We start from the raw sequence: 22624 nt of genomic DNA, 5'->3' as shown, positions 1-22624 counted from the left end.
CGAGATGGCGGAACAGCAGACCCAAACCCCAGACGCGCCCAGGCGCAATGCCTTCACGCGCTTCCTGGACGCGGTGGAATGGCTGGGCAATCTGCTGCCGCATCCGGTCACCCTGTTCGCGCTTCTGGCGGTGGGCATTGTGCTGGTGTCCGGCATCTTTGGCTGGATGGGCGTTTCGGTTGAAGACCCCCGTCCGGCCGGCTCCCGCGGGGTGGCGGAAGACGGCATGATCCGCGCGGTCAGCCTGATGAATGGCGACGGCGTCCGACGCATCTTCACCAGCCTGACCGACAATTTCACGAACTTCGCGCCGCTGGGCGTGGTGCTGGTGGCCATGCTGGGCGTTGGGGTGGCCGAAAAGGCGGGCCTCCTGTCCGCCGCCGTGCGCGCCATGGTGCTGGGCGCGCCGCGCCATGTGGTGACGGTCGCCATTGTGTTCGCCGGGATCGTGTCCAACACCGCGTCCGAAGTGGGCTATGTAGTGCTGATCCCGCTGGCGGGCGCCATTTTCTATGCACTGGGCCGGCATCCGCTGGCGGGCATGGCGGCGGCTTTCGCCGGGGTGTCGGGCGGATACAGCGCCAACCTGCTGATCGGAACGGTGGACCCGCTGCTTGCGGGCATCACCGAGGAAGCCGCTCAGCTGGTCGATCCCGAGTATACCGTGAACGCCACCGCGAACTGGTTTTTCATGATCGCGTCGACCTTCCTGATCACCCTGGTGGGGTCCGTGGTGTCGATCTTTGTCGTCGAACCCAAGCTGGGCGCCTATGACCCTGACCGCGCCGATCCGAGCATTTTGAACAAATCCATGATGGAGCCCCTGTCCGGCGTGGAGAAAAAAGGGCTCGGCGCGGCTGGCCTGGCCTTTCTCGGCGTGCTGGCGCTGATGGTCTATACGCTGTTGCCCGATGTCAGCTTTCCAGCCTGGACGCCGCTGCTCGCCGGCGCTTCGGTGCCGGAGGTCCTGCCTGGCTGGGGCGTTCTGCGCGACCCGGACACCGGCGATGTCATGCGCTCGCCCTTCTTCTCCGGCTTCGTGGTCTGGATCCTGATCTTCTTCGTGGCCGTGGGCTATGCCTATGGCCGGGTCGCGGGCACCATGAAGACGGATCGGGATGTGATCGATGCGATGGCGGCGGCGCTGGCCTCGCTGGGCCTATACATCGTGCTCGTGTTCTTTGCGGCCCAGTTCGTGGCCTTCTTCGGCTGGACCAATCTGGGCGCCATCACGGCGGTGACCGGAGCCAATTTCCTGCAGGATACGGGGATGACGGGCCCGGCCCTGTTCTTCCTGTTCATCCTGATGTGCGCGGTGATCAATCTGTCGCTGGGCTCGGCGTCGGCGCAATGGGCGGTTACGGCGCCGATCTTCGTGCCCATGCTGATGCTGATCGGCTACTCGCCCGAGGTGATCCAGGCCGCCTATCGCATCGGGGACAGCACGACGAACATCATCACGCCGATGATGAGCTATTTCGGGCTGATCCTCGCCTGGGCCACGCGCTATGACAAGAAGCTCGGCGTGGGCACGCTGATCGCGATGATGCTGCCCTATTCGATCTTCTTCATGCTGGCCTGGTCGGGCTTCTTCTTTACCTGGGCCTTCGTGCTGGACCTGCCGGTCGGACCCGGTTCGCCGACCTTCTACCCGGCGCAGTGACACGGCCGGACAGACACAAAAAAGCCGGGCGGTTTTCCGCCCGGCTTTCTCGTTTTCAGGATGTGAGGACGCCTAGTTGTCCATCATCGCATCGCGAATGGCGCGGAACTCGTTGTCCTCATACCAGTTCGGCCAGTCTTCAGAATCGGTGAGACGGCGCGAGACCCGGTACATCAGCTCGGTGGACTGCACGAAGCCGCCCATATCCCATTCAGGATCAAACTCGTCGGCCGGCTTGTGATAGGCCTGAAGCCGGTAGGCGGCTTCGATCTGCGCGCCATAATCGCGGCCGCCGTCTTCTGCGACAGATCCGGAATCGGCATAGAGCATCGGCACGCCGCGACGGGCCAGGGTGACGTGGTCGGAGCGATAGAAATAGCCCGCCTCGGGATTGGGATCGGGGCTGAGATACATGCCGTCCGCTTCCGCTTCGGTCTCCAGAATGTCCTCAAGCTCGGACGCGCCATAGCCGATCACGACAATGTCCTCGGTCCGGCCAATAGGCAGGATGCCGTCGAAGTTGAAGCCGGCGACGGTTTGATCGAGCGGCACGAGCGGGTTCTGGGCATAGTATTCAGACCCGAGAAGCCCTTGTTCCTCGGCGGTGACCGCAACAAAGATCACCGAACGCTCGGGCGGGGTTTCGGATTGCGCATAGGCTTCGGCCAGTTCCAGAACTGCGGAGACGCCCGTGGCATTGTCCACGGCGCCATTATAGATCTGGTCGTCGCCCGCAAAGTTCAGACGAATGCCGATATGGTCCCAATGGGCCATGAACAGCACGTATTCGTCCGGACGCTCGGAACCTGTCACCTGTCCGGCCACATTGTTCGAGGTCAGCGTGCGCAGCGAGTTGGTCAGCGACGCGCTCATGGTCGCGCGGCCCATGTCCACGGCTGCAAAGTCGGAGCTCATCGCCGCTTCGCTCAGCTCGGCGAAGTCAAGATCGAGGGCGGAAAACAGTTCGGTCGCCTTGTCCTCGGTGATCCAGGCCTGCACGTCGGCGCGTTCCTGGCTCGCAGAGGAGGCGAGGGTGAATTGCGGCCCGCTCCAGCTCGATTGCACCGTGCCCCACGGATAGGAGGCCGGGGCGGTCTGGTGCACGATGATGGCGCCTTCCGCGCCCTGGCGGGCGGCTTCTTCGTATTTGTAGGTCCAGCGGCCGTAATAGGTCATGGCCGAGCCGTTGAACAAACCTGAATCCGGATCGGCGAAGCCCGGATCATTGATCAGGATGACCACGGTCTTGCCGGTGACATCCACGCCCTCATAGTCGTTCCAGCCATATTCAGGCGCGACAACGCCATAGCCCACGAACACCAGTTCGGAGTCTGAAAGGCTGACCTGTTCTTCGGGATTTTGCGACCAGTAGACCACGTCCTGGTTGATCTGCAGGCCCATCGCTTCGCCATCAATGCTGATGTCAAAGCTGGAGGCGCTTTCATCCAGGGTGGACTCGATCAGCGGTACGGGCTGGTACCAGCCATCCGTGCCGGCCGGCTCGAGCCCGATGGCGTCCATTTCCTCGGCGATCCAGGTTGCAGCCTGTTCGCCATGCTCGGACGCGGGGCCGCGGCCTTCGAACCGGTCATCGGCCAGGGCGGAGATGCGATAGGCGAAATCGGCTTCCGTGATCGCCGCATCACTGGCTTGGTGCGCCGGATAGGCGCTGGATTCTTCGCTCTGCTCGGGCGCGGCGGCGGCGACGTCTTCGCTGTCCGGAGCCGTCGCCGGGTCGCTGCACGCAGCCAGCGCGAGCGCGGCGGCGCCTGACGTTATAAAGTAACGTAACATAATGACTCCCCTTGTGAATTTCTGATGCGTGCATCGTGCATTGATCGTTTGGAGGCGCAAGTGCATCGCGCGAAGGCCTCGACAGGCGTGGGCAAAGCGGTCACTGTTGCGGTGAACGACGTTCACTGGCCCGTCAGAGGCGAGGGCGTTGCACACTCGCGCTCGGACAGGGGAGGAGAGATCGCGCCATGGATCTCGCTGCGCTTGATGCGGTCCAGATTGAGCTTGCGCCGGGCGCACAGCTCATCATGCCGGTCATCCTGGTCGCCGTGATGTTCGGGGTGGCGCTTGACGTCCACCTCAAGGACTTTGCGCTTTTAAAGGCCCGCCCGCTCCGCTTCATTGGCGCCGCCGCGGCCCAGATCATCGGTCTGCCGCTGGTGACGCTGGGCCTGATCCTGGTGCTCAGCCCGCCGCCGTCGATTGCGCTGGGCATGATCGTGGTGGCCTGCTGTCCCGGCGGCAATGTGTCGAACTTCCTGACGCATCTGGCCAAGGGCGACATTGCGCTGTCGGTCTCGCTAACCGCCACGTCCAGCCTCGCGGCCGCCTTGCTGACCCCGGTCTCCATCGTCTTCTGGACTTCGCTTTATGGCCCGGCGGATGCGCTGGTGGACACGATCGATGTCTCGCCCGTCCCCTTCGTGGTGCAGACGACCTTGTTGCTCGCCGTGCCGCTGATCTCGGGCATGCTGATCGCGCATCATTATCCAAGGACGGCGCGTCGCCTGCGCCCGATCTTCCTGATGGCGGGCCTTTTGGGGCTGGCGGTGCTGATCATTGGCGGCGTGGGCTCGAACTGGGCCTTGTTCACCGCCACGGCGGGCAGCGTGCTGGTCATCGCCATGATCCATAATGCGACGGCCTTCGTGTTCGGCGCGGCTTCGGCCCGGGCGCTGGGCTTTGAAACGGCTGGGCGGCGGTCGGTGACCTTCGAGGTGGGCATCCAGAATACCGGGCTCGGGCTCGTCATCTTGCTGGGTCAGTTCGAGGGCGTCGGTGGGGCTGCGGCGATCACGGCGCTGTGGGCGGTCTGGCACCTGTTCAGCGGCGGCATGCTCGTCGGCTTCTATCGCGGGCTCGACTGGGCCCGATCACAAAAGAGCGCTGAAACAGCGCCGTAATCATTCATGCGGGAGGACCACATGGCGGAGTATGATCTGAAAATCACCGGCGGCATGATCCATGAGGGCGAGGGCGGCTCCCCCTATATCGGCGATGTCGGGATCAAGGCGGGCCGGATCGTCGCCGTGGGCGATGCGCCGGGCGACGCCGATGAGGTGATCGACGCCAAGGGCTGCATCATCACCCCCGGCTTCATCGATGTGCACACCCATTATGACGGTCAGGCCACCTGGGATGACCGCATGGAGCCCTCGATCAAGCATGGTGTGACCACCGCCATCATGGGCAATTGCGGGGTGGGCTTCGCGCCTGTGCGCCAATCCGACCATGAGCGCCTCATCAAGCTGATGGAAGGGGTGGAGGATATTCCTGGCACCGCGCTTGCCGAAGGCCTGAGCTGGGATTGGGAGAGCTTCCCCGATTATCTCGATGCGCTGGAAAAGACCCCGCGCACCCTCGATGTGGCGGCGATGGTCGGCCATGATCCGCTGCGCGTCTATGTGATGGATGAGCGGGCGAGCTTTGACCAGCAGGCCAATGACAACGAGATCGCGAAGATGCGCGACCTTGTCTCTGAAGCGCTGGATGCCGGCGCCATCGGCTTCGCCACCGGGCGCTCGGATCTGCATCGCACGGCGGACGGGGAATGGACCCCGGCGTCCGAAGCGACGACCAAGGAGCTGACCGGCATTGCCAGCGCCTTCAAGGGCCGCGACCATGGCGTGATCCAGGCCGTGTCCGACTTTGATCTCGAGCGCGACCAGGCCCGGTTCGACGAGGAATGGAAAGTGGTCGAGGAGTATGTCCGCGCCGCGGGCGGTCGGCCCTTCTCCATGTCGCTGATGCAGCGGGACTTCGCACCCGATCAATGGCGCAAGATCCTCAAAGGCCTCGAAGGACTGGATGCGGAGGGCTACACGGTCCGCGCCCAGGTGGCGCCGCGCGCCATCGGGGTCTTCCTGGGGCTGCAATGCACCTTCCATCCCTTCATGGGCTTTCCGGCCTATAAGGAGATCGCCCACATGCCGCTCGATGAGCGGGTGGCGGTGATGAAGACCGATGCCTTCCGCCAGAAGATCCTGAGCCAGAAGTCCGACAAGCTCGCCGGGCCGGGCAGCTCGGTGCCACCCATCGCCGATCTTCTGATCGAGAATATGGAGATGGTGGCGGGCAAGCTCTTCACCCTGTCGGAAAACCCCGATTACGAACAACCTGCCGAGCAATCCATCGGCGCGAAGGCCGAGGCGCGCGGCGTGTCGGTCTGGGAAGAGCTGTTTGACACGGTGATCGCGCGCGACGGTCGCGAGCTGATCTATCTGCCGATCTATAACTATACAGAGCTGAGCTATGACAATGTGCTGACCATGATGCAGCACCCGCTCGCCATTCCGGGCCTGTCCGATGGCGGCGCCCATGTGGGCACCGTCTGTGACGCCAGCTTCCCCAGCTATCTTCTGAGCTACTGGACCCGGGACCGCACGCGCGGACCCCGCATTGCGCCCGAACGCGCCGTGCAGATGCTGACCGCGGACATCGCCGATTATCTGGGGCTGTCAGACCGGGGCCGGATCAAGCCGGGGCTGAAGGCCGATCTCAATGTCATCGACTACCAGACATTGCGCCTGCACCCGCCGCGCCTGGTCAAGGACCTGCCCGCGGGCGGCCAGCGCCTGCTGCAGGACGCCGAAGGCTATCGCGCGACGATTGTTTCGGGCGAGGTCGTCGTGCGCGATGATCAGGTGACGGATGCGAGGCCGGGACGGCTGGTGCGCGCAGGGCGGCAAGAGGCGCTGGCGGCGGAGTAGGGGTTGAAGCGCCGTATGGGCCTCCGGATCAAGTCCGAAGGCCGAAAGGTGTAGGCTCTATAGTCTCGGTCCTCGGGCTTGACCCGGGGACCCATGGGCTATCAGCCCCTACCGCACATAGCTCGCGCCATTGACGTCAAACGTGGCGCCGGTGGCGCTCTTGCACGCGCCGGACAGGAGGAAGGCGCACAGCTGGCCCAGCTCGTCCGGGGTCGCCATGTCGCCATAGGGCACTTCGGCGAGCGCCGCCTTGCGGTCATCAGGGTCCTGGGGCGCCATTTCGGTGTCGATCCAGCCTGGCGCGATGGCGTAGGCGAGCAGGCCCCGGCCTGAATAGGCGCGCGCCAAAGTCTTGATCATCGCAATCAGGCCCGCCTTGGAGGCGGCATAGGCGGGGTGCTCGGGGTCATCGCCGCGATGGCCGGCGCGCGAGCTGATCGCCACGATCGAACCGCCATCGGGCCCGTCCACCCAGTCCTGCGCCGCACAGCGGGCGAGATCGGCGCAGCTTTGCAGATTGATCTGCAGGGTGCGCGCCCAGTTCTGCTGCCAGATATCGGCGGGATCATGGACGTTTGAGGCTTCAAAGACGCCGTGATTGAGCACGAGGCCGTGGATCGGCCCGTCCGCAATGGTTTTCGCCTGCGCCCAGGCCGGTTCGGCGGCGGCGGGGTCGGAGAAGTCGGCCTTGACCAGCCCGATCGCCTTGTCGCCCAGCTCGCTCGCCATGGCCTTGGCGGCCTCGGTGTTGCGGGCATAGCCCAGGATCACCCGGCCACCGGCCTCGGCGATCTGGCGGGCGATGCCGGCGCCGGCGCCGCGTGAGGCGCCGGTGACGAAGACGGTCTGGTTTTCAAGGCTGATCATGGCGGGTCCTATTGCGGCGTCAGGGTCAGGACATGGCTGCCTTCGGGGGCGGTTGCAACATCCCAGTCATCGCGGATCTCGAAATACTCGCCCATCGCCCAACGCGGGGCGAGGTCGCCATGATGAGGCGAGAGCGGGTGTCCCGATTGCCCCGGCGCAAACATGTAGAGCGAGTTGTTGAGGTCGGCGAGGTCGTAGATCGCTCGCAGCGAGGCGCCGTGATAAACGTCATAACTGCCCGAGGCATAGCTGAAATGGGCCACATTGATCGTGGCGCCGTCGCCGGGCACGGGAACGCGGTTGGCGAACATCGAGCCGATCAGCGGCAGGCTGTCGAAGGGATGGTCGAAATCGGCCACATGCATGTCGCCCCACCGCCAGCTGTCCATGTCACGGCCAAAGGCGTCCGCGGTTTCCGCCATGGCGGCGTCGAGCGCCAGCCCCGCCGTAATGGCGCAGGTCTCCACCGCATCGGTGCGCACATCATCACACCAGGCGGAGGCTTCACCCAGAAGCACCTCTTCAAGGAAGGCGCGGCGCGGCTGGTTGAAGGCGACGGCGAGGGTGTCCAGCTCGTCATTCCAGATCGCGCCGGACAGCACCCGCAGCCAGGCGGAATAGATCAGCCCTTCGGGCGCATCGGTATCAAGCGCGCCATCCCAGGCTTCAAGCCGGGCCAGCGCTTCCGCGCCCAGCTGGCTTTCCGGCTCAGAGCCCAGCAGCATGGGCAGCAAGCGGAGCGCCTGCTCGCTGGTCACATCCATCTGCAATGTCGCGAAGCTCTCAAGGCTGTGGCGATCACGGGCATTGAGCAGGGTCTCGATGCGCGGCGCGCGATAGGTCGCGTAAGAGCCCGGCAGCGGATAGGGGTAGTCCGGCCCGGCCACCAGATTGTTGCCGGACGCGATGAAGCCGCCTTCCGGGTTGCGCACGCGGGGCAGTTCCTCGAACGGGATAAAGCCTGTCCACTCGCCGTCTTCATCGCGGATCGGCAAGAGCCCGGCGGTGGTGTAACCGATCGTTCCGTCCACGCTGGCGAAGTGCATGTTCTGCATCGGCGCAGTCCAGCCGCGGCCCGCCTCGACGAACTCGTCAAAGCTTTGCGCCTGCATGATGGCGAGGGTGGCGTCGGCGACCCGGTTGCCCGGGGCAGTGACGGTGGAGCGGCGCACTACGATGGAATCCTCGTCAAAGCCCCGCAGATCAAACCAGTCCGGGTTCAGGACCGGGCCGTCCTCGGTCTCCTCGACCATGATCTCCACCGGCTCGCTGCGGCCTTTCACGGTGATGGCTTCGGTGCGCGTGGTGATCGTTTCGCTCTCGCGGTCCCGCTCGAGAATGTCGATCACGTCAAAGCCGGTATTGGTGAAGCCCCAGGCGGCATGGGCGTTGCGGCCCAGGATCACGAAGGGCGCGCCGGGGACCGTGCCGCCGATGACCGGCCCATAGGACAGGTTCAGGCGCACATAATACCAGATCGCCGGCGTGCTCAGCCCCAGATGCGGGTCGTTGGCCAGAAGCGGACGGCCGGTTTCCGAGCGCTCGCCGGACACCACCCAGGCGTTCGAGCCGGGCTGGTTGTCCGATTGCGCCGTCGGCGCTTCGGCAGGCGGCAGGGACTGGGTCTGGACCTCGCCGAAGCGGGCGCGCATGTCCTCGGCCTTGAGCATGGTCGGCGCCCAGTCGGGGAAGTTCAGGGTGAACTGGGCCAGCTGTTCAGCCGACAGGATGTCATCAAGCAGCGCGCGATCCATGTCCGGCCCGGCGCCGGCCGCCAGGTCATTGGCCAGAAGAACGACGATGGCGGCGCTGTCGTGCAGGCTCCAGCCTTCCGGGGCGGTGCGCAGAACGGCGTATTCAGGCGCCACGGCCCCCTCGGCCACACGCGCGTTCACGCCCGCCACATACGCTTCCATGAGCGCACGCGTGTCATCAGACAGATTGGCGACAATGTCTTCGGTCAAGGCCCGGAAGCCATAGGTGCGGGTCTGGGCGTCGGCGCGCAGATACTCCTCGCCGAACAGGGCGGACAACTCGCCCCGCATATAGCGGCGCGCCAGATCCATCTGGAAATACCGTTCGCTGGCGTGGACATAACCCAGGGCGGCCATCACATCCGCATCGGTCTCGCCAAAGATGTGCGCAATGCCGTTCTCGTCACGCACCACCTGGGCGGGGTTCTCAAGAGCGGAGAGGGATACCTCGCCGGTTTCGCGCGGCTTGGACGCATTGAAGCGCTCCACCAGCCAGGCGCTCACGCCCAGCACGCTGATCAGGGCGAGCGCGATCACGCCCAGCACGATCCGGATGATCCAGGTTTTCATTCTCAGCTTCCCCGTTTGCCCAGCTCTAAAGCGTTGTGCTGCAGGCGTTTTCTCGCGTTCTTAACACAACACTCTTCATTAAGTTGTGTGTGCGACAGTTTTAAAAACACACCAAAGGTTATTTGCCATGGCCACTTCAGTAGTTTTCCCTGATTGTGAAGAGGCGGTCTGTCGTTGCGCGGAGCCCATCCCCGAACGGTTGAGCTTTGCGTTCCAGCCCATCATCGATTTCAAGTCGCGGACCATCTTCGCCCAGGAAGCGCTGGTGCGCGGCCCTGAAGGGCAGTCGGCGGGCTCGGTGCTCTCCAAGGTCAACGCGGAGAACATGCATGCCTTTGACCGGCATTGTCGTATTCAGGCGCTCAAATCGGCGAGCCGGACCCTGGCGCGACGCGATGAATTGCTGTCGCTGAACACCATGCCGAACGCGGTTTATGATCCGGCGACCTGCTTGCGCACGACGCTGGCCGCGGCCAAGGCGAACGGCTTTCCCATCAACCAGATCATGTTTGAAATGACCGAGCATGAAGCGGTCCACGAACCCGATCATTTCGCCATGATCGTTCGGTCCTACAAGGATATGGGCTTTACGACTGCGCTTGACGATTTCGGCTCGGGCGGCGCGGGGCTGACCCTGCTCGCCGCGGTCATGCCCGACATCGTCAAGCTGGATATGGGTCTGGTTCGCAATGTTCATATCAGCCCGGTCAAACGCACCATCCTCGCGGCGGTTGTTGAAATCTGCGACAAGTTCGGCATTCGCATCATCGCCGAGGGCATTGAGGTGAAGGCGGAGGCGCGCGCCCTTCTGGATCTGGGGATCACCCTGTTTCAAGGCTATTATTTCTCCAAACCTCAACTCAATGACGCCCCCGGCGTGGATGACATCAACTGGTCGATCAGCGGCTAGCCTGACTGCAGTTTCTTGAAGAATTCGAACACCTTGCCATAGGGCGGGCGGACCAGCCGGCTGGGGTGCCAGACCGGCGCCTCGAATACGCCGCGCTCATGGGTGAAGGTCAGGAAACCCGCCTCGCCATGATAGGCGCCATAGCCTGACGCCCCGACCCCGCCAAAGGGCAGGTCCTCGACCGACAGGTGCAGGAGCGGCAGGTTCACCGCCGCGCCGCCTGAAATGGTCTTGGACAGGAAGGTGCGGGCGGTCTGTTTGGATTTCGACCAGATATAGAGCGCCAGAGGACGGTCGCGTTCATTGATGAAGCGCGCCGCGTCTTCCAGCCCGTCATGGCTCAGGACCGGCAGGACCGGACCGAAGATCTCCTCGCGCATCAGTTTTGAATCCAGGGGCGGATCGACGACCACGGTCGGCGGGAAGATGCGGGTATTGCCCGCCTTCGCCTTGTCAAAGGCCAGCTGATGGACTTCGGCCCCGGCTTCGCGGACCTCCTCGACCATGGCGCTGAGCCGCGCATGGTGGCGTTCGGAAATGATGGCGGTGTAGTCCTCATTGGTGGCCACGTCGGGCCACATCTGCGCGGTTTCCGCCATCATGGCGTCCACGAAGGGTTTTTCGGCGCCGCGCGGGACCAGTGCATAATCGGGCGCCACACAGGTCTGTCCGGCGTTGAGAAATTTGCCCCAGGCCAGTGTCTTGGCCGCTTCGGCCGGATCGAAATCGGGCGCGATGACGGCGGGAGACTTGCCGCCCAGCTCCAGCGTGACCGGCGTCAGATTCTCCGCGGCCGCCTTGGCGACGATGCGGCCCACCTGGGTGGAGCCGGTATAGAACAGATGGTCAAAGGGCAGGGCGGTGAAGGCGCTCGCCTCTTCCGGACCGCCCTCGATCACCGCCACATGATCCTCGCTGAAGAGCTCGGCCAGGGTGGACTTGATCAGGGCCGACGTGCGCGGCGTGAACTCGCTGGGTTTGATCATTACGCGGCAGCCGGCGGCGAGCGCGGCGACCAGCGGCGCGAAGGCCAGCTGCATGGAATAGTTCCAGGGCGAGACAATGCCCACCACGCCCTTGGGTTCGCGACGGACATAGGCATTGCCGGGGGCCAGCGTCATCGGAACCGAGACGCGTTTCGAGCTCATCCATTTGGGCAGGTGCTGGCGTGAATGCTTGGCTGTGGCGATCGTGAAGCCCAGCTCGGCGAGCGCCGTTTCGGATTTCGATCGGCGACCGAAATCGGCGTCGATCGCATCGGCGAATTCATCTCCGCGCTCCTTCACCAGCTTTTCGATCTTTTCCAGATCCGCCTTGCGTTCAGACAGGCTGCGATGACGTTCGTGCTCAAAGGCCGCCTTCTGACGGGCGAAGACATCCTGCATGGCGTCAATGGAGGGCGAAGATGTGGCTTGGGTGTCAGGCATGAGAGCTCTCCCTAGCTCGAACGGATCATATCAGCGGCGCGCGTGGCGATCATGATGGTGGGGGCGTTGGTGTTGCCGCCGACAATGCGCGGCATGACCGACGCATCGATGACGCGCAGACGCTTCACGCCGCGCACCCGGCATTGCGGGTCCGTGACCGAGAGCTCTGTATTGCCCATCGCGCAGGTCGAGGTGGGGTGATAGAGCGTCTCGGCGCGGTCGCGGACTTCATCGGTCAGGCTCGACCGACTGGCCTGCGGATCGGCCGGCAGGTCCAGCGCCTGGAACTCGCCGTCAAAGGCATCGCTCATCAGGATGTCGCGGGCGACCTCCAGACAATCGGTCATCACCTCCACATCCTCTTCATGATCGAGATAGTTGGGATCGATCACGATAGGGGTGCGCGGATCGGCGTCCTTCAGACGCAGCTGGCCGCGGCTCTGCGGGTAGAGATGACAGGCATGCAGGCTCATTCCGTGCCCGGTCATGGTTTCGCGGCCATGCGGGCTGGCGAGGGCCGGGATGAACACGAGCTGGATGTCGGGCAGATCGCGGGCGCGGCTGGAGCGGATGAAGCCGCAGCCCTGCACCGGGTTGACGGTGAAGTTCCCGGTGCCTGTCAGCGCCCATTGCAGGACGTCGCGGGCGGTCGCCGGGAATTTGCGGGCGGAATAGCCGATCGAGGCGGCGGATGTGGTGCGGGCCCGGGCCAGGATATCGAGGTGATCCTGGAGGTTTTCGCCCACGCCCGGCAGGTCGTGTTCGACACTGATCCCCACCTCGCGCAGATGGTCGGCCGGGCCGATCCCCGACAGCATCAGAAGGTGAGGCGAGTTGATCGCGCCGCCCGACAGGATGACTTCGCGACGCGCGGTGACGGTTTTCATCTCCCCGCCCGCTTCAATCAGCACGCCTGTAGCTTCGCCCTGGTCCAGAACGACCCTGTGCGCGAGCGCGTCGGTGACGACGGTCAGGTTCGGGCGCTGCATGGCGGGTTTGAGAAACGCGTCTGCAGCCGACCAGCGTTTGCCGGCTTTCTGGGTCACCTGATAAGTGCCGAAGCCCTCCTGGCGCGCGCCGTTATGGTCATCATTTTCGGGAATTTGCCGGCGACGGCAGGCCTCGAAATAGCGATGGGTCAGCGGGTTGAGCGGGCCGATCGTCTTCACGTTCAACGGACCGCCCTGACCATGGAACGGGCCGCCATGGTTCTCGTTGTTCTCGACCGCCTTGAACGCTTCGAGCGCGGCGTCGCCATCCCAGCCGTCGGCTCCGTACGCGCTTTCCCATTCGTCGTAATTTTCCAGGGCGCCGCGCATATAGTGCATGGCGTTGATGGAGGAGGAGCCGCCCAGCGTCTTGCCGCGCGGCCAGTAAAGCGCGCGATCATTCAGGTTCTTTTGCGGCTCGGTCCAATAGTCCCAGTTGATGGCGGGATTGGTGATGGCGAATTGCAACAACATGGGCGTCTTGATGACCGCCTTGTTGTCGGATCCGCCTGCTTCGAGCACGCAGACGCTGACATTGCGATCCTGGCTGAGCCGCTCGGCCAGCACGCAGCCGGCCGAGCCTGCGCCGACGATGACATAGTCAAACTCCAGGCCTTCACTCGGGCTCATGGCTGCTGCTCCATGGCGTCTGCCTCGGCCGCTTGTGCGTCGGCTTCCTCAGGCGCCTGGCCATGCACGTCAAACCGGTTGAGCGGCGCAACGGTGTTGGCGATGGCGCGGAAAACCGCCGTCATCTCCACATTGCGATCGGTCCAGTTGGGATCGCCCGCATTCTGGGCGATCACCAGATCACGCTTGCGATCCATCCAGATGTACTGGCCGAACACGCCGGCGGCATAGAATTCCCGGTCATAGTCTTCGGGAATCCAGAAGTGCAGGCCATAGCCGCGATTAGGATATCGGCTCGCGCCCGGCTCGTGAGAGGGGGTGGGCGGCGTTGAGACCTGGTCCACCCAGCCTTCAGGCAGCATGCGCTCGCCATTCCAGACCCCGTCCTGAAGGTAGAGCTGTCCGAGCCGCGCATAATCCTCGCTGCTGGCCTGCAGGCAGCAATAGCCGATGGCGACGCCCTCGGGGCCGGGCTTGTGCTGAAGCCAGCTGGCCTCGTAGCGCATGCCCAGCGGCGCCCACAATTCACGTTCGAGGATCTCCGCCAGGCGGCCCTCATAGACATTGCGGACCACGGCGGAGAGCACGTGGGAGTTGGGGCTGATATAGTGAAAATCCTCGCCCGGCGTGCGGTCGCGCTCGATCCGGGCGACCATCTCATCCGGATTGCGACGCAGGATGAAGGCGTTGAAGAAGAGCGGCCGCACGTCAGAAGGGGCTTCGGCGCTGTATTCCTCGTTGAAGTCCATGCCCGAGGACATCATCAGCAAATGACGCAGGCTGGTCGCGCCATAATCGGTGCCGGCATATTCAGGGGCGTATTGCTCCACCGTATCGTCCAGGCTGCCGATGAGCCCCTCATGGAGCGCCTTGCCGATCAGGGTCGCGACAAAGGATTTGCCGACCGACCAGGAGGTGAACCGTGAATCCTCTTCAGCGCCATAGGCATAGGCGTGCGAGACGACTTCACCGCGGTAGAGCACCGTCAGACCGGTCACCTGGGCTTCTTCAAGATACTGATCGAGCGTCTTGGTCTCGCCTTGCCATTCATAGGTGATGTCGAGCGGGGAGAGATTATGCGGAAAGGGCGAGGCTGCATCTGCGGCGACAAGGGTATGCGGCAGGAATTCATCCATGCGCTGATAGGTGATGGGATAGTCTTCGGGGTCTTCAAGGGCGCGGATCTTGGCGGGCGCATAGTCCGACCAGGGCCGATAATACCAGGCCGCTCCCGCCAGTCCGAGCAGGACCAGCGCCGCCAGCACAGCTGTCACGAAACGCATCATATGTCTTCTCCCCGAAACGTTCGCCCTATCTCGCCGCGAAGATGCGGGGCGGGCAAATCATCTTTGCCAAGAGTGAACACCTTTCAGAGAGTGAGCGCCAGTCAAAAGCGGCTAAGGCGCCATGATGTTGGCGGTGTTCAGGGGGAAGGTGTGAGGCGCAGGACCTGACCTTGCGGGGATTCCGCCAGCAGCCAGATGGCGCCGTCAGGGCCGGTTTTCACTTGACGGATGCGCTGTTCCCGCTCGGAGAGGAGCCGGTATTCACCCACCACTTCGCCGTCTTCAAGGTCAAGCCGGTGCAGGGCCTGTCCCGCGAGCGCGGTCACGAGCAGATCTCCCTGCCAGTCCGCGAACTGAGCGCCGTCATAAAGCGCCATGCCGGCTGGCGCGATCGAGGGGGTCCATACCCAGTCGGGGGCGTGAAATCCGTCATGCTCGAAATAGGGCGAGATGCGCGCGCCATTGTAATCAAGGCCCATGGTGGCGATCGGCCATCCATAGTTGTCGCCGGCGGAAATGGCGTTCAGCTCATCGCCGCCCTGTGGGCCATGTTCATGCGTCCAGATGGTACCGGTCGCCGGGTCCAGGGCGATGCCCTGCATGTTGCGATGGCCATAGCTGTAGACATAGGCCGCCGGGCCGCCCTCCTCGGCGAAGGGATTGTCGGCGGGGGCGGAGCCATCCGGATTCAAGCGCAGCAGCGCGCCCAGATGATTGCTCCGGACCTGGGCCTCTTCGCGATAGGCGAAGCCTTCGCCCGCGGTCATCAGAAGGGAGCCATCGGGCAGGAAGGCCAGCCGTGCGCCATAATGGGCGTTGGTGCTGCGTTCGGGCGTGGCACGGAAGATCGTGTCGCCCGCCACAAGGGCGCCGTCCTCGAACCGCGCCCTGTAAAGCGCAGGCGTGTTGGCGTCCGCCGTGCCCGAGGCATAGCTGAGATAGACCAATCTGCTGGTATCGAAATCGGGCGCGAGCTCCAAGTCAAACAGGCCCGCCTGGCCCTCGGCGAAGACATCCTGAGGGCCGCCCGGCACATCGCTCAGCGCGCCGTCGCGCAGCCATTTCACGCCGCCATTGCGTTCGCTGATCAGGGCGGAGCCATCGGGCAGGAAGGCCATGTCCCACGGCGTGGCGAGGCCTTCGGCGATGACTTCGACCTCATACGTGTCAGGGGCGACATCGGTCGCGGGCGGGGACGCTTCGGGGGGCTGGGTGCAGGCCTGGATCAACGGAGCCATCATGGACAGGAAGATGACGGATCGGGTCAGTCGGGCCATGATGGTTCCCTCGCGCTCGGGTTTGCTGCACTCTGCATTCGATTGAGCCAAGCGCACTATGAGCCCGACAGGGCGCGCACGCAAAGGGGGAATGGGTCATGGCGTTCGTACGGGTCTTCCTCGTCTATCTGGTGTCCGTCGTGGTCATGGCGGCGCTGGGCGTCATCGCGCAAAGCCTGTTCGTGCTTGCGGGACTGAGCGGGGTTGGCGCGGACATCAATCTAACGCCCGCCCTCTCCATGATGGTCGATGACCTGATGGGGCTGGCGCCGATCTATGCGGTCATCATCGCTCTGGGCTTTCTGATCGCGCTGCCTGTCGCGGCTCTGGTCGGTCGGCTGCTGCCCTTGCCAAGGGGGCTCGTGTTCGCGGTCGCCGGCGCGGTTTGCATCGCCGTCATGCTGACCTTGATGAAAGAGGTGTTCTTCGGCGTCCAGCTCATTGCGGGGGCGCGAAGCCTCGCCGGTTTCTGCGCCCAGGCGTTGGTCGGCGGGCTGGCAGGGCTGGTTTTCGTCACCCTGACGCCCGCGCCTCGTACGTCGAAACCCGCGTAAACCGGTTAACGTGAAACTCGAATCAGAGCGCCAGCTGACGTTGTTTTCGACGGTCTGATTGTTGCGCAGCATAACTTCATTCAGAAATGAATAAATATATTTAATTCAAACGCTTGATGTCTGTTTTTCGGCCATTGGAGCGGGCTCGATGTGATTTTTCCGCAACGCTGACGCTGTGAACGTCTGAAGATCGCATGACAAACGGCTAAAACCCTGCATAAGCTGGGTTCAACTGCGTATAGCGGCTCGTTTTAGAACGTCGCGGCGCACCAGTTTCAGGGGAGGAGACCTGTATGACCCGATTCACCAAAGCAGCCGTTCTGGGAGCATCCGCGCTCGCTGCGGGCCTTGTGGCCACGCCGGCGATGGCTCAACAGCCTGATGTCATCACCGTCACCGCACAAAAGCGCGAACAGACCTTGCAAGAGACCCCGGTTTCGGTCGCTGTGGTGACAGATGCGGCCATCGAGCAGTCCCAGATCCGCGATGCGGCTGACCTGCAAACCCTGGTCCCGTCGCTGCGCGTCGCTGAATTCGCCGCCTCCACGAACACCGAATTCGCATTGCGCGGCATCGGCACGTCGAGCTTCAACCCCGGCCTAGAACCGTCCGTGGGCGTGTTCGTGGATGGGGTTTACCGTCCGCGCGCCGGCGCTGCGATCAATGACCTGTTGTCGATCGAGCGCGTTGAGGTCATCCGCGGTCCGCAATCCACCCTGTTCGGTCGTAATACGCCGGCGGGCGTGGTCAGCTTCATCACCAAGGAGCCCGAGTTCGAGTTCGGCGGCGATGCGGAACTGACTGCGGGCAGCTTCGGCCAGTTCGTGGCCAAGGCCACCGTGACCGGTCCGATCGTGGAGGATGTGCTGGCCTTCCGTCTGGATGCGACCACGCACACCAATGACGGTTATCTGGACAATGTGGCGCCCAATGCGCAACGCCAGCAGCTCAATGATCGCAATCGCCAGTCCTATCGCGGTCAGCTGCTGTGGTATCCGTCCGACGCCACCGAAGTGCGCGTCATCGCGGATATGGGCGTGATCGACGAGAACTGCTGCGCCGCGCCGTTCGGCTATTACGACCCGATCGACCAGGCCGCGATCGTGGCTTTGGGGGGCACGGCTCTTCCGGCCGACCCCTTTGACGGCCAGATCGCCGTGGACGGCAATGTGAACACCCAGCTCGATACGGCGGGCCTGTCCGCGCAGATCGACCACGAGTTCGACGGCTTTACCTTCACCTCGATCACCGCGTATCGCACCTATGACGAATCCCAGAATATCGATGCGGACTTCTCCGATATCGATTTGCTGGGCGCGCGGAACATCGACAACGAATACAACAGCTTCACCCAGGAATTCCGCCTCACGTCCAATGGCGGCCAGTTTATCGACTGGATGGTCGGGGCGTTCTATTACAAGAACGAGCTCGAATTTAATCAGCGCCTGGTCTACGGCGATGACACCAAGGCCTTCTTCGACCTGGCGTCCGCCGATCAGGTGGCCGATCTGGTGGCGGCCTTTGGTCTGCCGGCCGGCACGGGTGGCGTCACCCTGACCGAAACCCTGATCGGGCTGAACAACCAGCTGGGCGTGGCCGGCGTGCCGCAACTCACCGCGGGCGGTTATCTCCAGCCGGGCATGGGCGTTGAGCGCGAGAACTTCCAGTATGACACTACGTCCTGGTCCGCCTTCGGCCAGTTCGACATCAACTTCACCGATCGTCTGACCCTGACGCTCGGCGGTCGCTACACCGAAGAGGACAAGGACCTTCAGTCTCAGATCAACATCAATGATCCGCTGTCGGCTCTGAGCTTCACCTCGCTGGGCGCCAATCTACGCCTGCCCGAAGCGTCGCTCTGCCCGTCCTTCCCTGATGGCAATTCGTGCCCGTTCCTGCTGACCACCGTATTGGCCCAGCAAGCCCAGGCGGACGCCCAGCTGGCCGCCCAGCTTGAAGGCGCGCTGCAGGCCTCGGGCATTCCGGGCGCGACCCTGGCCAACCCGCTGGTGGTCTATGACCCGACCGTGGCGGCATTCCTGGCGAACACGCCCTTCAACCTGCTCAACGGCTTCTCTGCGTTCCAGAACTTCGGTCCCGTGGACGCCAGCCAGTATCCGACCTCGCGTTCGGACGACAATTTCTCCTACAACGCCATTCTCAGCTATGATGTGACCGATACGTTCAACATCTATGGCAGCTACTCCACCGGCTTCAAACCGGGCGGTTTCAACCTCTCCTATGAGGCGGCGGAAACCGGCGTCTTCGAATTCGAGGAAGAGGATGCGAGCTCTTGGGAGCTGGGCGCCAAGGGCAGCCTGCTCGACGGCGCGCTCGTCTATGCGGTCACCTATTTCAGCCAGGAAATCGAGGGCTTCCAGTCTGAAGCCTTTGTGGGCACCGGCTTTGCGCTGGCGAATGCTGGCTCGATCGAAGTCAGCGGCGTCGAGTTCGACTTCAGCTATGCGCCGACCGATCGTCTGTTCTTCACCATGGGCGGCACCTACCTGATCGACGACAAGTACGGCGATTACCAGTACGCCCCGTGCCCGGACAGCTCGCCGCTGTTTGGTCCGGTCTGGGATCCGTCCGATCCGACCTTCTCCGCCTGCAATACGCCGCGCACCAATGATCAGGGCCAGACCGGCACGTTCAATGACCTGTCCGGCGTCGATCGTGGCAACCCCGAACTGGTGGCGTCGGTCACCGGCACCTACACCCACCCGATCAATGACCGCCTGGATCTGATCTTGCGCGGTGAAGCGCGTCACACCTCCGAGTTCAATGCGGTGGCCAGCCTGGACCCGCGTCCGGTCGCCAACCAGGACGCCTTCACGCTGTACAACGCGTCGGTGACCCTGTCGGCCGCCGATGAGAGCTGGGCGCTTCAGTTCTGGGGCCGCAACATCACCGAAGAGGAATACATCAAGGGTGGTTTCCCTTCGGTGGGCTATCTGGGCGCCAGCTTCAACAACTATCCGGGCGATCCGCGGACCTATGGCGTGACGCTGCGCGCACGCTTCTAGGCGGCATACGCCCAGAGATGATCAACGGCGTCGGAGCGATCCGGCGCCGTTTTTCTTTGCGATAACGCCGCAGGCATGACCTCTTGCTTTTTTGGGGTGAACAGCGTTCAGTTCAGTCATGAATGACGGTATGACATATGCGCTCGCGCTCATGGGGGCCGGGTTCGGCATCGGACTGATTGTTCTGTTGAACATCGCCATGGGCTGGACGCGTCTGCGTCTGGACACCGAGGACAAGGCGCGCCGCTTTCTCAAGCGTGACGTCATGGGCTTCGAGGCCGGCGATGAGCAGGCCCTTACCACGGATCGGTGCGGGTTTATCTGTCTGGAGGCCGGCGGCGAGCGGCTGGGCCTGGTGCTGGCGCGCGGTGACAATGCCGTCGTGCGCGCCCTAAGAGCTGGTGATGTGCGACGGGTGGACCGCCAGGGCGCGACGCTGACGATTGCGCTTTATGATTATACCTTTCCCCGTGTGGTTCTGGAGCTGGGCCGGGATGGTCAGTCCCAGGCCTGGGCGGAACGGGTCGAGACATTTGTACGGGCGCCGAAACGCGCCCTGAAGGAGGAGGCGCGCCATGCCGAATCTGCCTGATCCCATCTTGTGGGCCATTCCCGGCTTCATCCTGCTGGTCATCGCCGAGATGATCTATGGTCGGCTGACGGGCAAGACCCGGTTCGAGCCGCGCGATACGGCGGCCAGTCTGGTCATGGGGCTGGGCAATACGGTGTCCGGCCTGGTGCTGGGCGGGATTGTCGTCGCCTGGTTCGTCTTCGTGGAACAGTTCGCCCTCTTCGATATCGGCTGGGCCTGGTACTGGTTCGTGATCGCCTTCGTCCTGGACGATTTCGTCTATTACTGGAGCCATCGCTGGGCGCACACCGTGCGCTGGTGGTGGGCGGACCATGTGGTCCACCATTCAAGCCAGCACTACAATCTTTCAACCGCCCTGCGGCAGCCCTGGCTGAACCCGCTGACCCTGAAATTCATTTTCCTGGGCAGCTGGCTGGTGCTGATCGGTTTTCCGCCCGCCATGATCGCCTTTGTGGCGGCGCTGAACCTGATCTATCAGTTCTGGATCCACACCGAGGCGATCAAGCGCCTGCCAGCGCCGATCGAGTGGCTGATGAACACGCCCAGCCATCACCGGGTCCACCACGCCACCAATCCGCGCTATCTCGATCGCAATTATGCGGGCGTCTTCATCATCTGGGATCGTCTGTTCGGCACGTTCGAGGCCGAGACCGATATGGAAGAGATCCGCTACGGGATCGTGCGCAATCTGGGGACCCACAATCCGCTGACCATCTGCCTGCATGAGTGGTGGGGCATTCTCAAGGATGTGAAGTCGGCGCGGTCCCTGCGCGAAGTGCTGGGTTATTGGCTGGGCCCGCCCGGCTGGTCGCCCGACGGCAGCCGGGAGACCTCGGCCACGCTCAAGGCGCGTTGGATGGAAGAGCAGGGGCTGACCCCGCCGCGCAAACAAGATGCTCAGCCGCCTGTGGCGGCGGAATAGCTCCCGCAATGCAGCATTGGTGATTACACCATAAACATCAATGCGGAGCTCTTAGTGCTCAGGTGAACTATGCTGCATCGCAGCTGAAGTCCTTATCAAATATATTGTGTTTTGCTTGTCTTTTTCTGGACAAGGGGCGTCCGCTTGATCCAAGCTTGAGAAGTGAACGCCGTTCATTGCTTGCATCAGACAGGCAGGCGGCGGAGAGCGGACGCGTCCGGCTCCGATTGATTCAGGCGCGCCGTCTCTTCTTGCACAAGGCGGGAGGCCCCTATGACAGCACTGCGTGATCTCTACCCCATGCCCGGCATTGACCCGCACTGGCATGTGCCCAATGCGTTCGACGCCGTGTTCGACTGGCGCTTCGACGAGGGGCGCACCACGCTGATGCACCTGTATCAGAAGGGCAAGGACATGCAGTGGGATGCGGTCAACCGCATCGACTGGGAGCTGGATCTGGACCCCGAGAACCCGATGGAAATGCCCGATGAGGCGGTGTCCATCTATGGATCGGATGTCTGGAACAAGATGAACAAGAAAGAGCGCATCGAGCTGCGCCGGCACACCCAGTCCTGGAACATCTCCCAATTCCTGCAGGGCGAGCAGGCGGCGTTGCTGGCCGCTTCCAAGATCGTGCAGGCCGTGCCGGATCTGGACGCCAAGTTCTATGCGGCGACCCAGGTGATGGATGAAGCGCGCCATGTGGAGGCGTATCGCAAGTTACTGGGCAAGTTCGGTGTCGCCTATCCGATGACCGATCCGCTGCAGGGGTTGGTCAATGACGCGCTGTCGGATTCGCGCTGGGACGTGACCTATCTGGCGATGCAGGTGGTGATCGAGGGATTGGCGCTGGCCGCTTTCGGCACCATTCGCGACCTGGCGCAAAATCCGCTCGCGCGCATGGTCAACGCCTATGTCATGGAAGATGAGGCGCGCCATGTGGCGTTCGGGCGCCTCTCCTTGCGCGACTACTATCCGCAGCTGACCCAGAAGGAGCGCGATGAGCGCGAGGAATTTCTGGTGGAAGCCTGCTATCTCATGCGCGATCGCATGACGCGCTCCAAAGAGATCTATGAGGTGCTTGGCCTGCCTGAGGCGGAATGCCAGGAATTCACCGAGAACTCCGAAATCGTGAAGCTCTATCGCACGCTGCTGTTCCAGCGGATCGTGCCGATCGTCAAGGATATCGGCCTGTGGGGGCCCAAGATCCAGCGCGCCTATGAGGATATGGGGGTGCTGCATTTCGCCGAGCTCGATCCGCAGGCCCTGCAGGAAGAGGATGAGCGCATCGCCCGGGAGATTGACGGCGAGCAGACCGGCCGGGTCGATCCCAACAAGGCGCGCAAGGATTACATCCATGCGGTCGCCCGCGAAGGCGCGGCGGGCGCAGCTGAATAGCGCTCGCTTCAAGTTTGCCTCGTTCGCCGTTCTGA

The 22624-nt window shown here is 63.2% G+C and carries 16 protein-coding genes; 9 read left to right on the top strand and 7 right to left on the bottom strand.

What is annotated here, in order from left to right; genetic code table 11:
* Positions 1-4: 4 nt before the first annotated feature.
* A complete protein-coding gene (locus tag RBA95_RS04165) occupies positions 5-1663 on the top strand; it encodes an AbgT family transporter (RefSeq protein ID WP_306015552.1) in 1659 nt (552 codons plus the stop codon).
* Positions 1664-1735: 72 nt separating this feature from the next.
* Here RBA95_RS04165 and RBA95_RS04160 read toward each other — a convergent pair whose 3' ends face one another.
* Positions 1736-3457, bottom strand: coding sequence for a M28 family metallopeptidase (locus tag RBA95_RS04160; protein ID WP_306015551.1), 1722 nt, complete (start codon positions 3455-3457; stop codon positions 1736-1738).
* 188 nt (positions 3458-3645) lie between these two features.
* Between RBA95_RS04160 and RBA95_RS04155 the strand changes: the two genes are divergently transcribed.
* Together RBA95_RS04155 and RBA95_RS04150 are read left to right on the top strand one after the other, a co-directional pair.
* On the top strand, positions 3646-4581 hold the full coding sequence (locus RBA95_RS04155) for a bile acid:sodium symporter family protein (RefSeq protein ID WP_306015550.1): 936 nt from the start codon (positions 3646-3648) through the stop codon (positions 4579-4581).
* 21 nt (positions 4582-4602) lie between these two features.
* Positions 4603-6387, top strand: a complete 1785-nt coding sequence (locus RBA95_RS04150) for an amidohydrolase family protein (protein WP_306015549.1) — start codon at positions 4603-4605, stop codon at positions 6385-6387.
* Positions 6388-6495: 108 nt separating this feature from the next.
* Here RBA95_RS04150 and RBA95_RS04145 read toward each other — a convergent pair whose 3' ends face one another.
* Together RBA95_RS04145 and RBA95_RS04140 are read right to left on the bottom strand one after the other, a co-directional pair.
* A complete protein-coding gene (locus RBA95_RS04145; RefSeq protein ID WP_306015548.1) occupies positions 6496-7254 on the bottom strand; it encodes an SDR family NAD(P)-dependent oxidoreductase in 759 nt (252 codons plus the stop codon).
* Between the two features lie 8 nt (positions 7255-7262).
* Positions 7263-9578, bottom strand: coding sequence for a penicillin acylase family protein (locus RBA95_RS04140; RefSeq protein ID WP_306015547.1), 2316 nt, complete (start codon positions 9576-9578; stop codon positions 7263-7265).
* Positions 9579-9705: 127 nt separating this feature from the next.
* On the opposite strand from RBA95_RS04140, the gene RBA95_RS04135 reads away from it, so the two are divergent.
* Entirely contained in the window at positions 9706-10488 is a 783-nt protein-coding gene (locus RBA95_RS04135; RefSeq protein WP_306015546.1) for an EAL domain-containing protein, read from the top strand.
* Here the strand turns inward: RBA95_RS04135 and RBA95_RS04130 are convergent.
* The 4 genes from RBA95_RS04130 to RBA95_RS04115 form a co-directional block, all read right to left on the bottom strand.
* Positions 10485-11915 carry a coniferyl aldehyde dehydrogenase gene (locus RBA95_RS04130; RefSeq protein ID WP_306015545.1) on the bottom strand — a complete coding sequence of 477 codons (1431 nt, stop codon included), beginning with the start codon at positions 11913-11915 and terminating at the stop codon, positions 10485-10487. The two genes, RBA95_RS04135 and RBA95_RS04130, sit on opposite strands and share 4 nt — an antisense overlap.
* A gap of 11 nt (positions 11916-11926) precedes the next feature.
* On the bottom strand, positions 11927-13534 hold the full coding sequence (locus RBA95_RS04125) for a GMC family oxidoreductase (RefSeq protein ID WP_306015544.1): 1608 nt from the start codon (positions 13532-13534) through the stop codon (positions 11927-11929).
* Positions 13531-14820: a serine hydrolase gene (locus RBA95_RS04120; protein ID WP_306015543.1), complete on the bottom strand. Its 1290-nt coding sequence runs from the start codon at positions 14818-14820 to the stop codon at positions 13531-13533. Before RBA95_RS04120 ends, RBA95_RS04125 begins: the two co-directional genes overlap by 4 nt.
* 137 nt (positions 14821-14957) lie before the next feature.
* Complete coding sequence (locus RBA95_RS04115) at positions 14958-16097, bottom strand: PQQ-dependent sugar dehydrogenase (protein WP_306015542.1); 1140 nt, start codon at positions 16095-16097, stop codon at positions 14958-14960.
* Positions 16098-16195: 98 nt separating this feature from the next.
* Here RBA95_RS04115 and RBA95_RS04110 point away from each other — a divergent pair, with 98 nt between their 5' ends.
* From RBA95_RS04110 to RBA95_RS04090, 5 genes are all read left to right on the top strand, one after another.
* Complete coding sequence (locus RBA95_RS04110) at positions 16196-16651, top strand: hypothetical protein (RefSeq protein WP_306015541.1); 456 nt, start codon at positions 16196-16198, stop codon at positions 16649-16651.
* A 293-nt stretch (positions 16652-16944) separates the two neighbouring features.
* Positions 16945-19677, top strand: a complete 2733-nt coding sequence (locus tag RBA95_RS04105; protein ID WP_306015540.1) for a TonB-dependent receptor — start codon at positions 16945-16947, stop codon at positions 19675-19677.
* 130 nt (positions 19678-19807) lie between these two features.
* Positions 19808-20269: a hypothetical protein gene (locus RBA95_RS04100; protein ID WP_306015539.1), complete on the top strand. Its 462-nt coding sequence runs from the start codon at positions 19808-19810 to the stop codon at positions 20267-20269.
* The gene (locus RBA95_RS04095; protein WP_306015538.1) at positions 20253-21191 is read left to right on the top strand and encodes a sterol desaturase family protein; all 939 of its coding nucleotides are present in this window, start codon (positions 20253-20255) and stop codon (positions 21189-21191) included. Before RBA95_RS04100 ends, RBA95_RS04095 begins: the two co-directional genes overlap by 17 nt.
* 273 nt (positions 21192-21464) lie before the next feature.
* Positions 21465-22589, top strand: a complete 1125-nt coding sequence (locus RBA95_RS04090) for a ferritin-like domain-containing protein (RefSeq protein WP_306015537.1) — start codon at positions 21465-21467, stop codon at positions 22587-22589.
* Positions 22590-22624: the final 35 nt, after the last annotated feature.

It is taken from the genome of Oceanicaulis sp. MMSF_3324 (assembly GCF_030733545.1).
GTDB lineage: Bacteria > Pseudomonadota > Alphaproteobacteria > Caulobacterales > Maricaulaceae > Oceanicaulis.
Note: the sequence above shows the minus strand (reverse complement) of the source record. Positions and strands in the feature narration are given on the sequence as shown.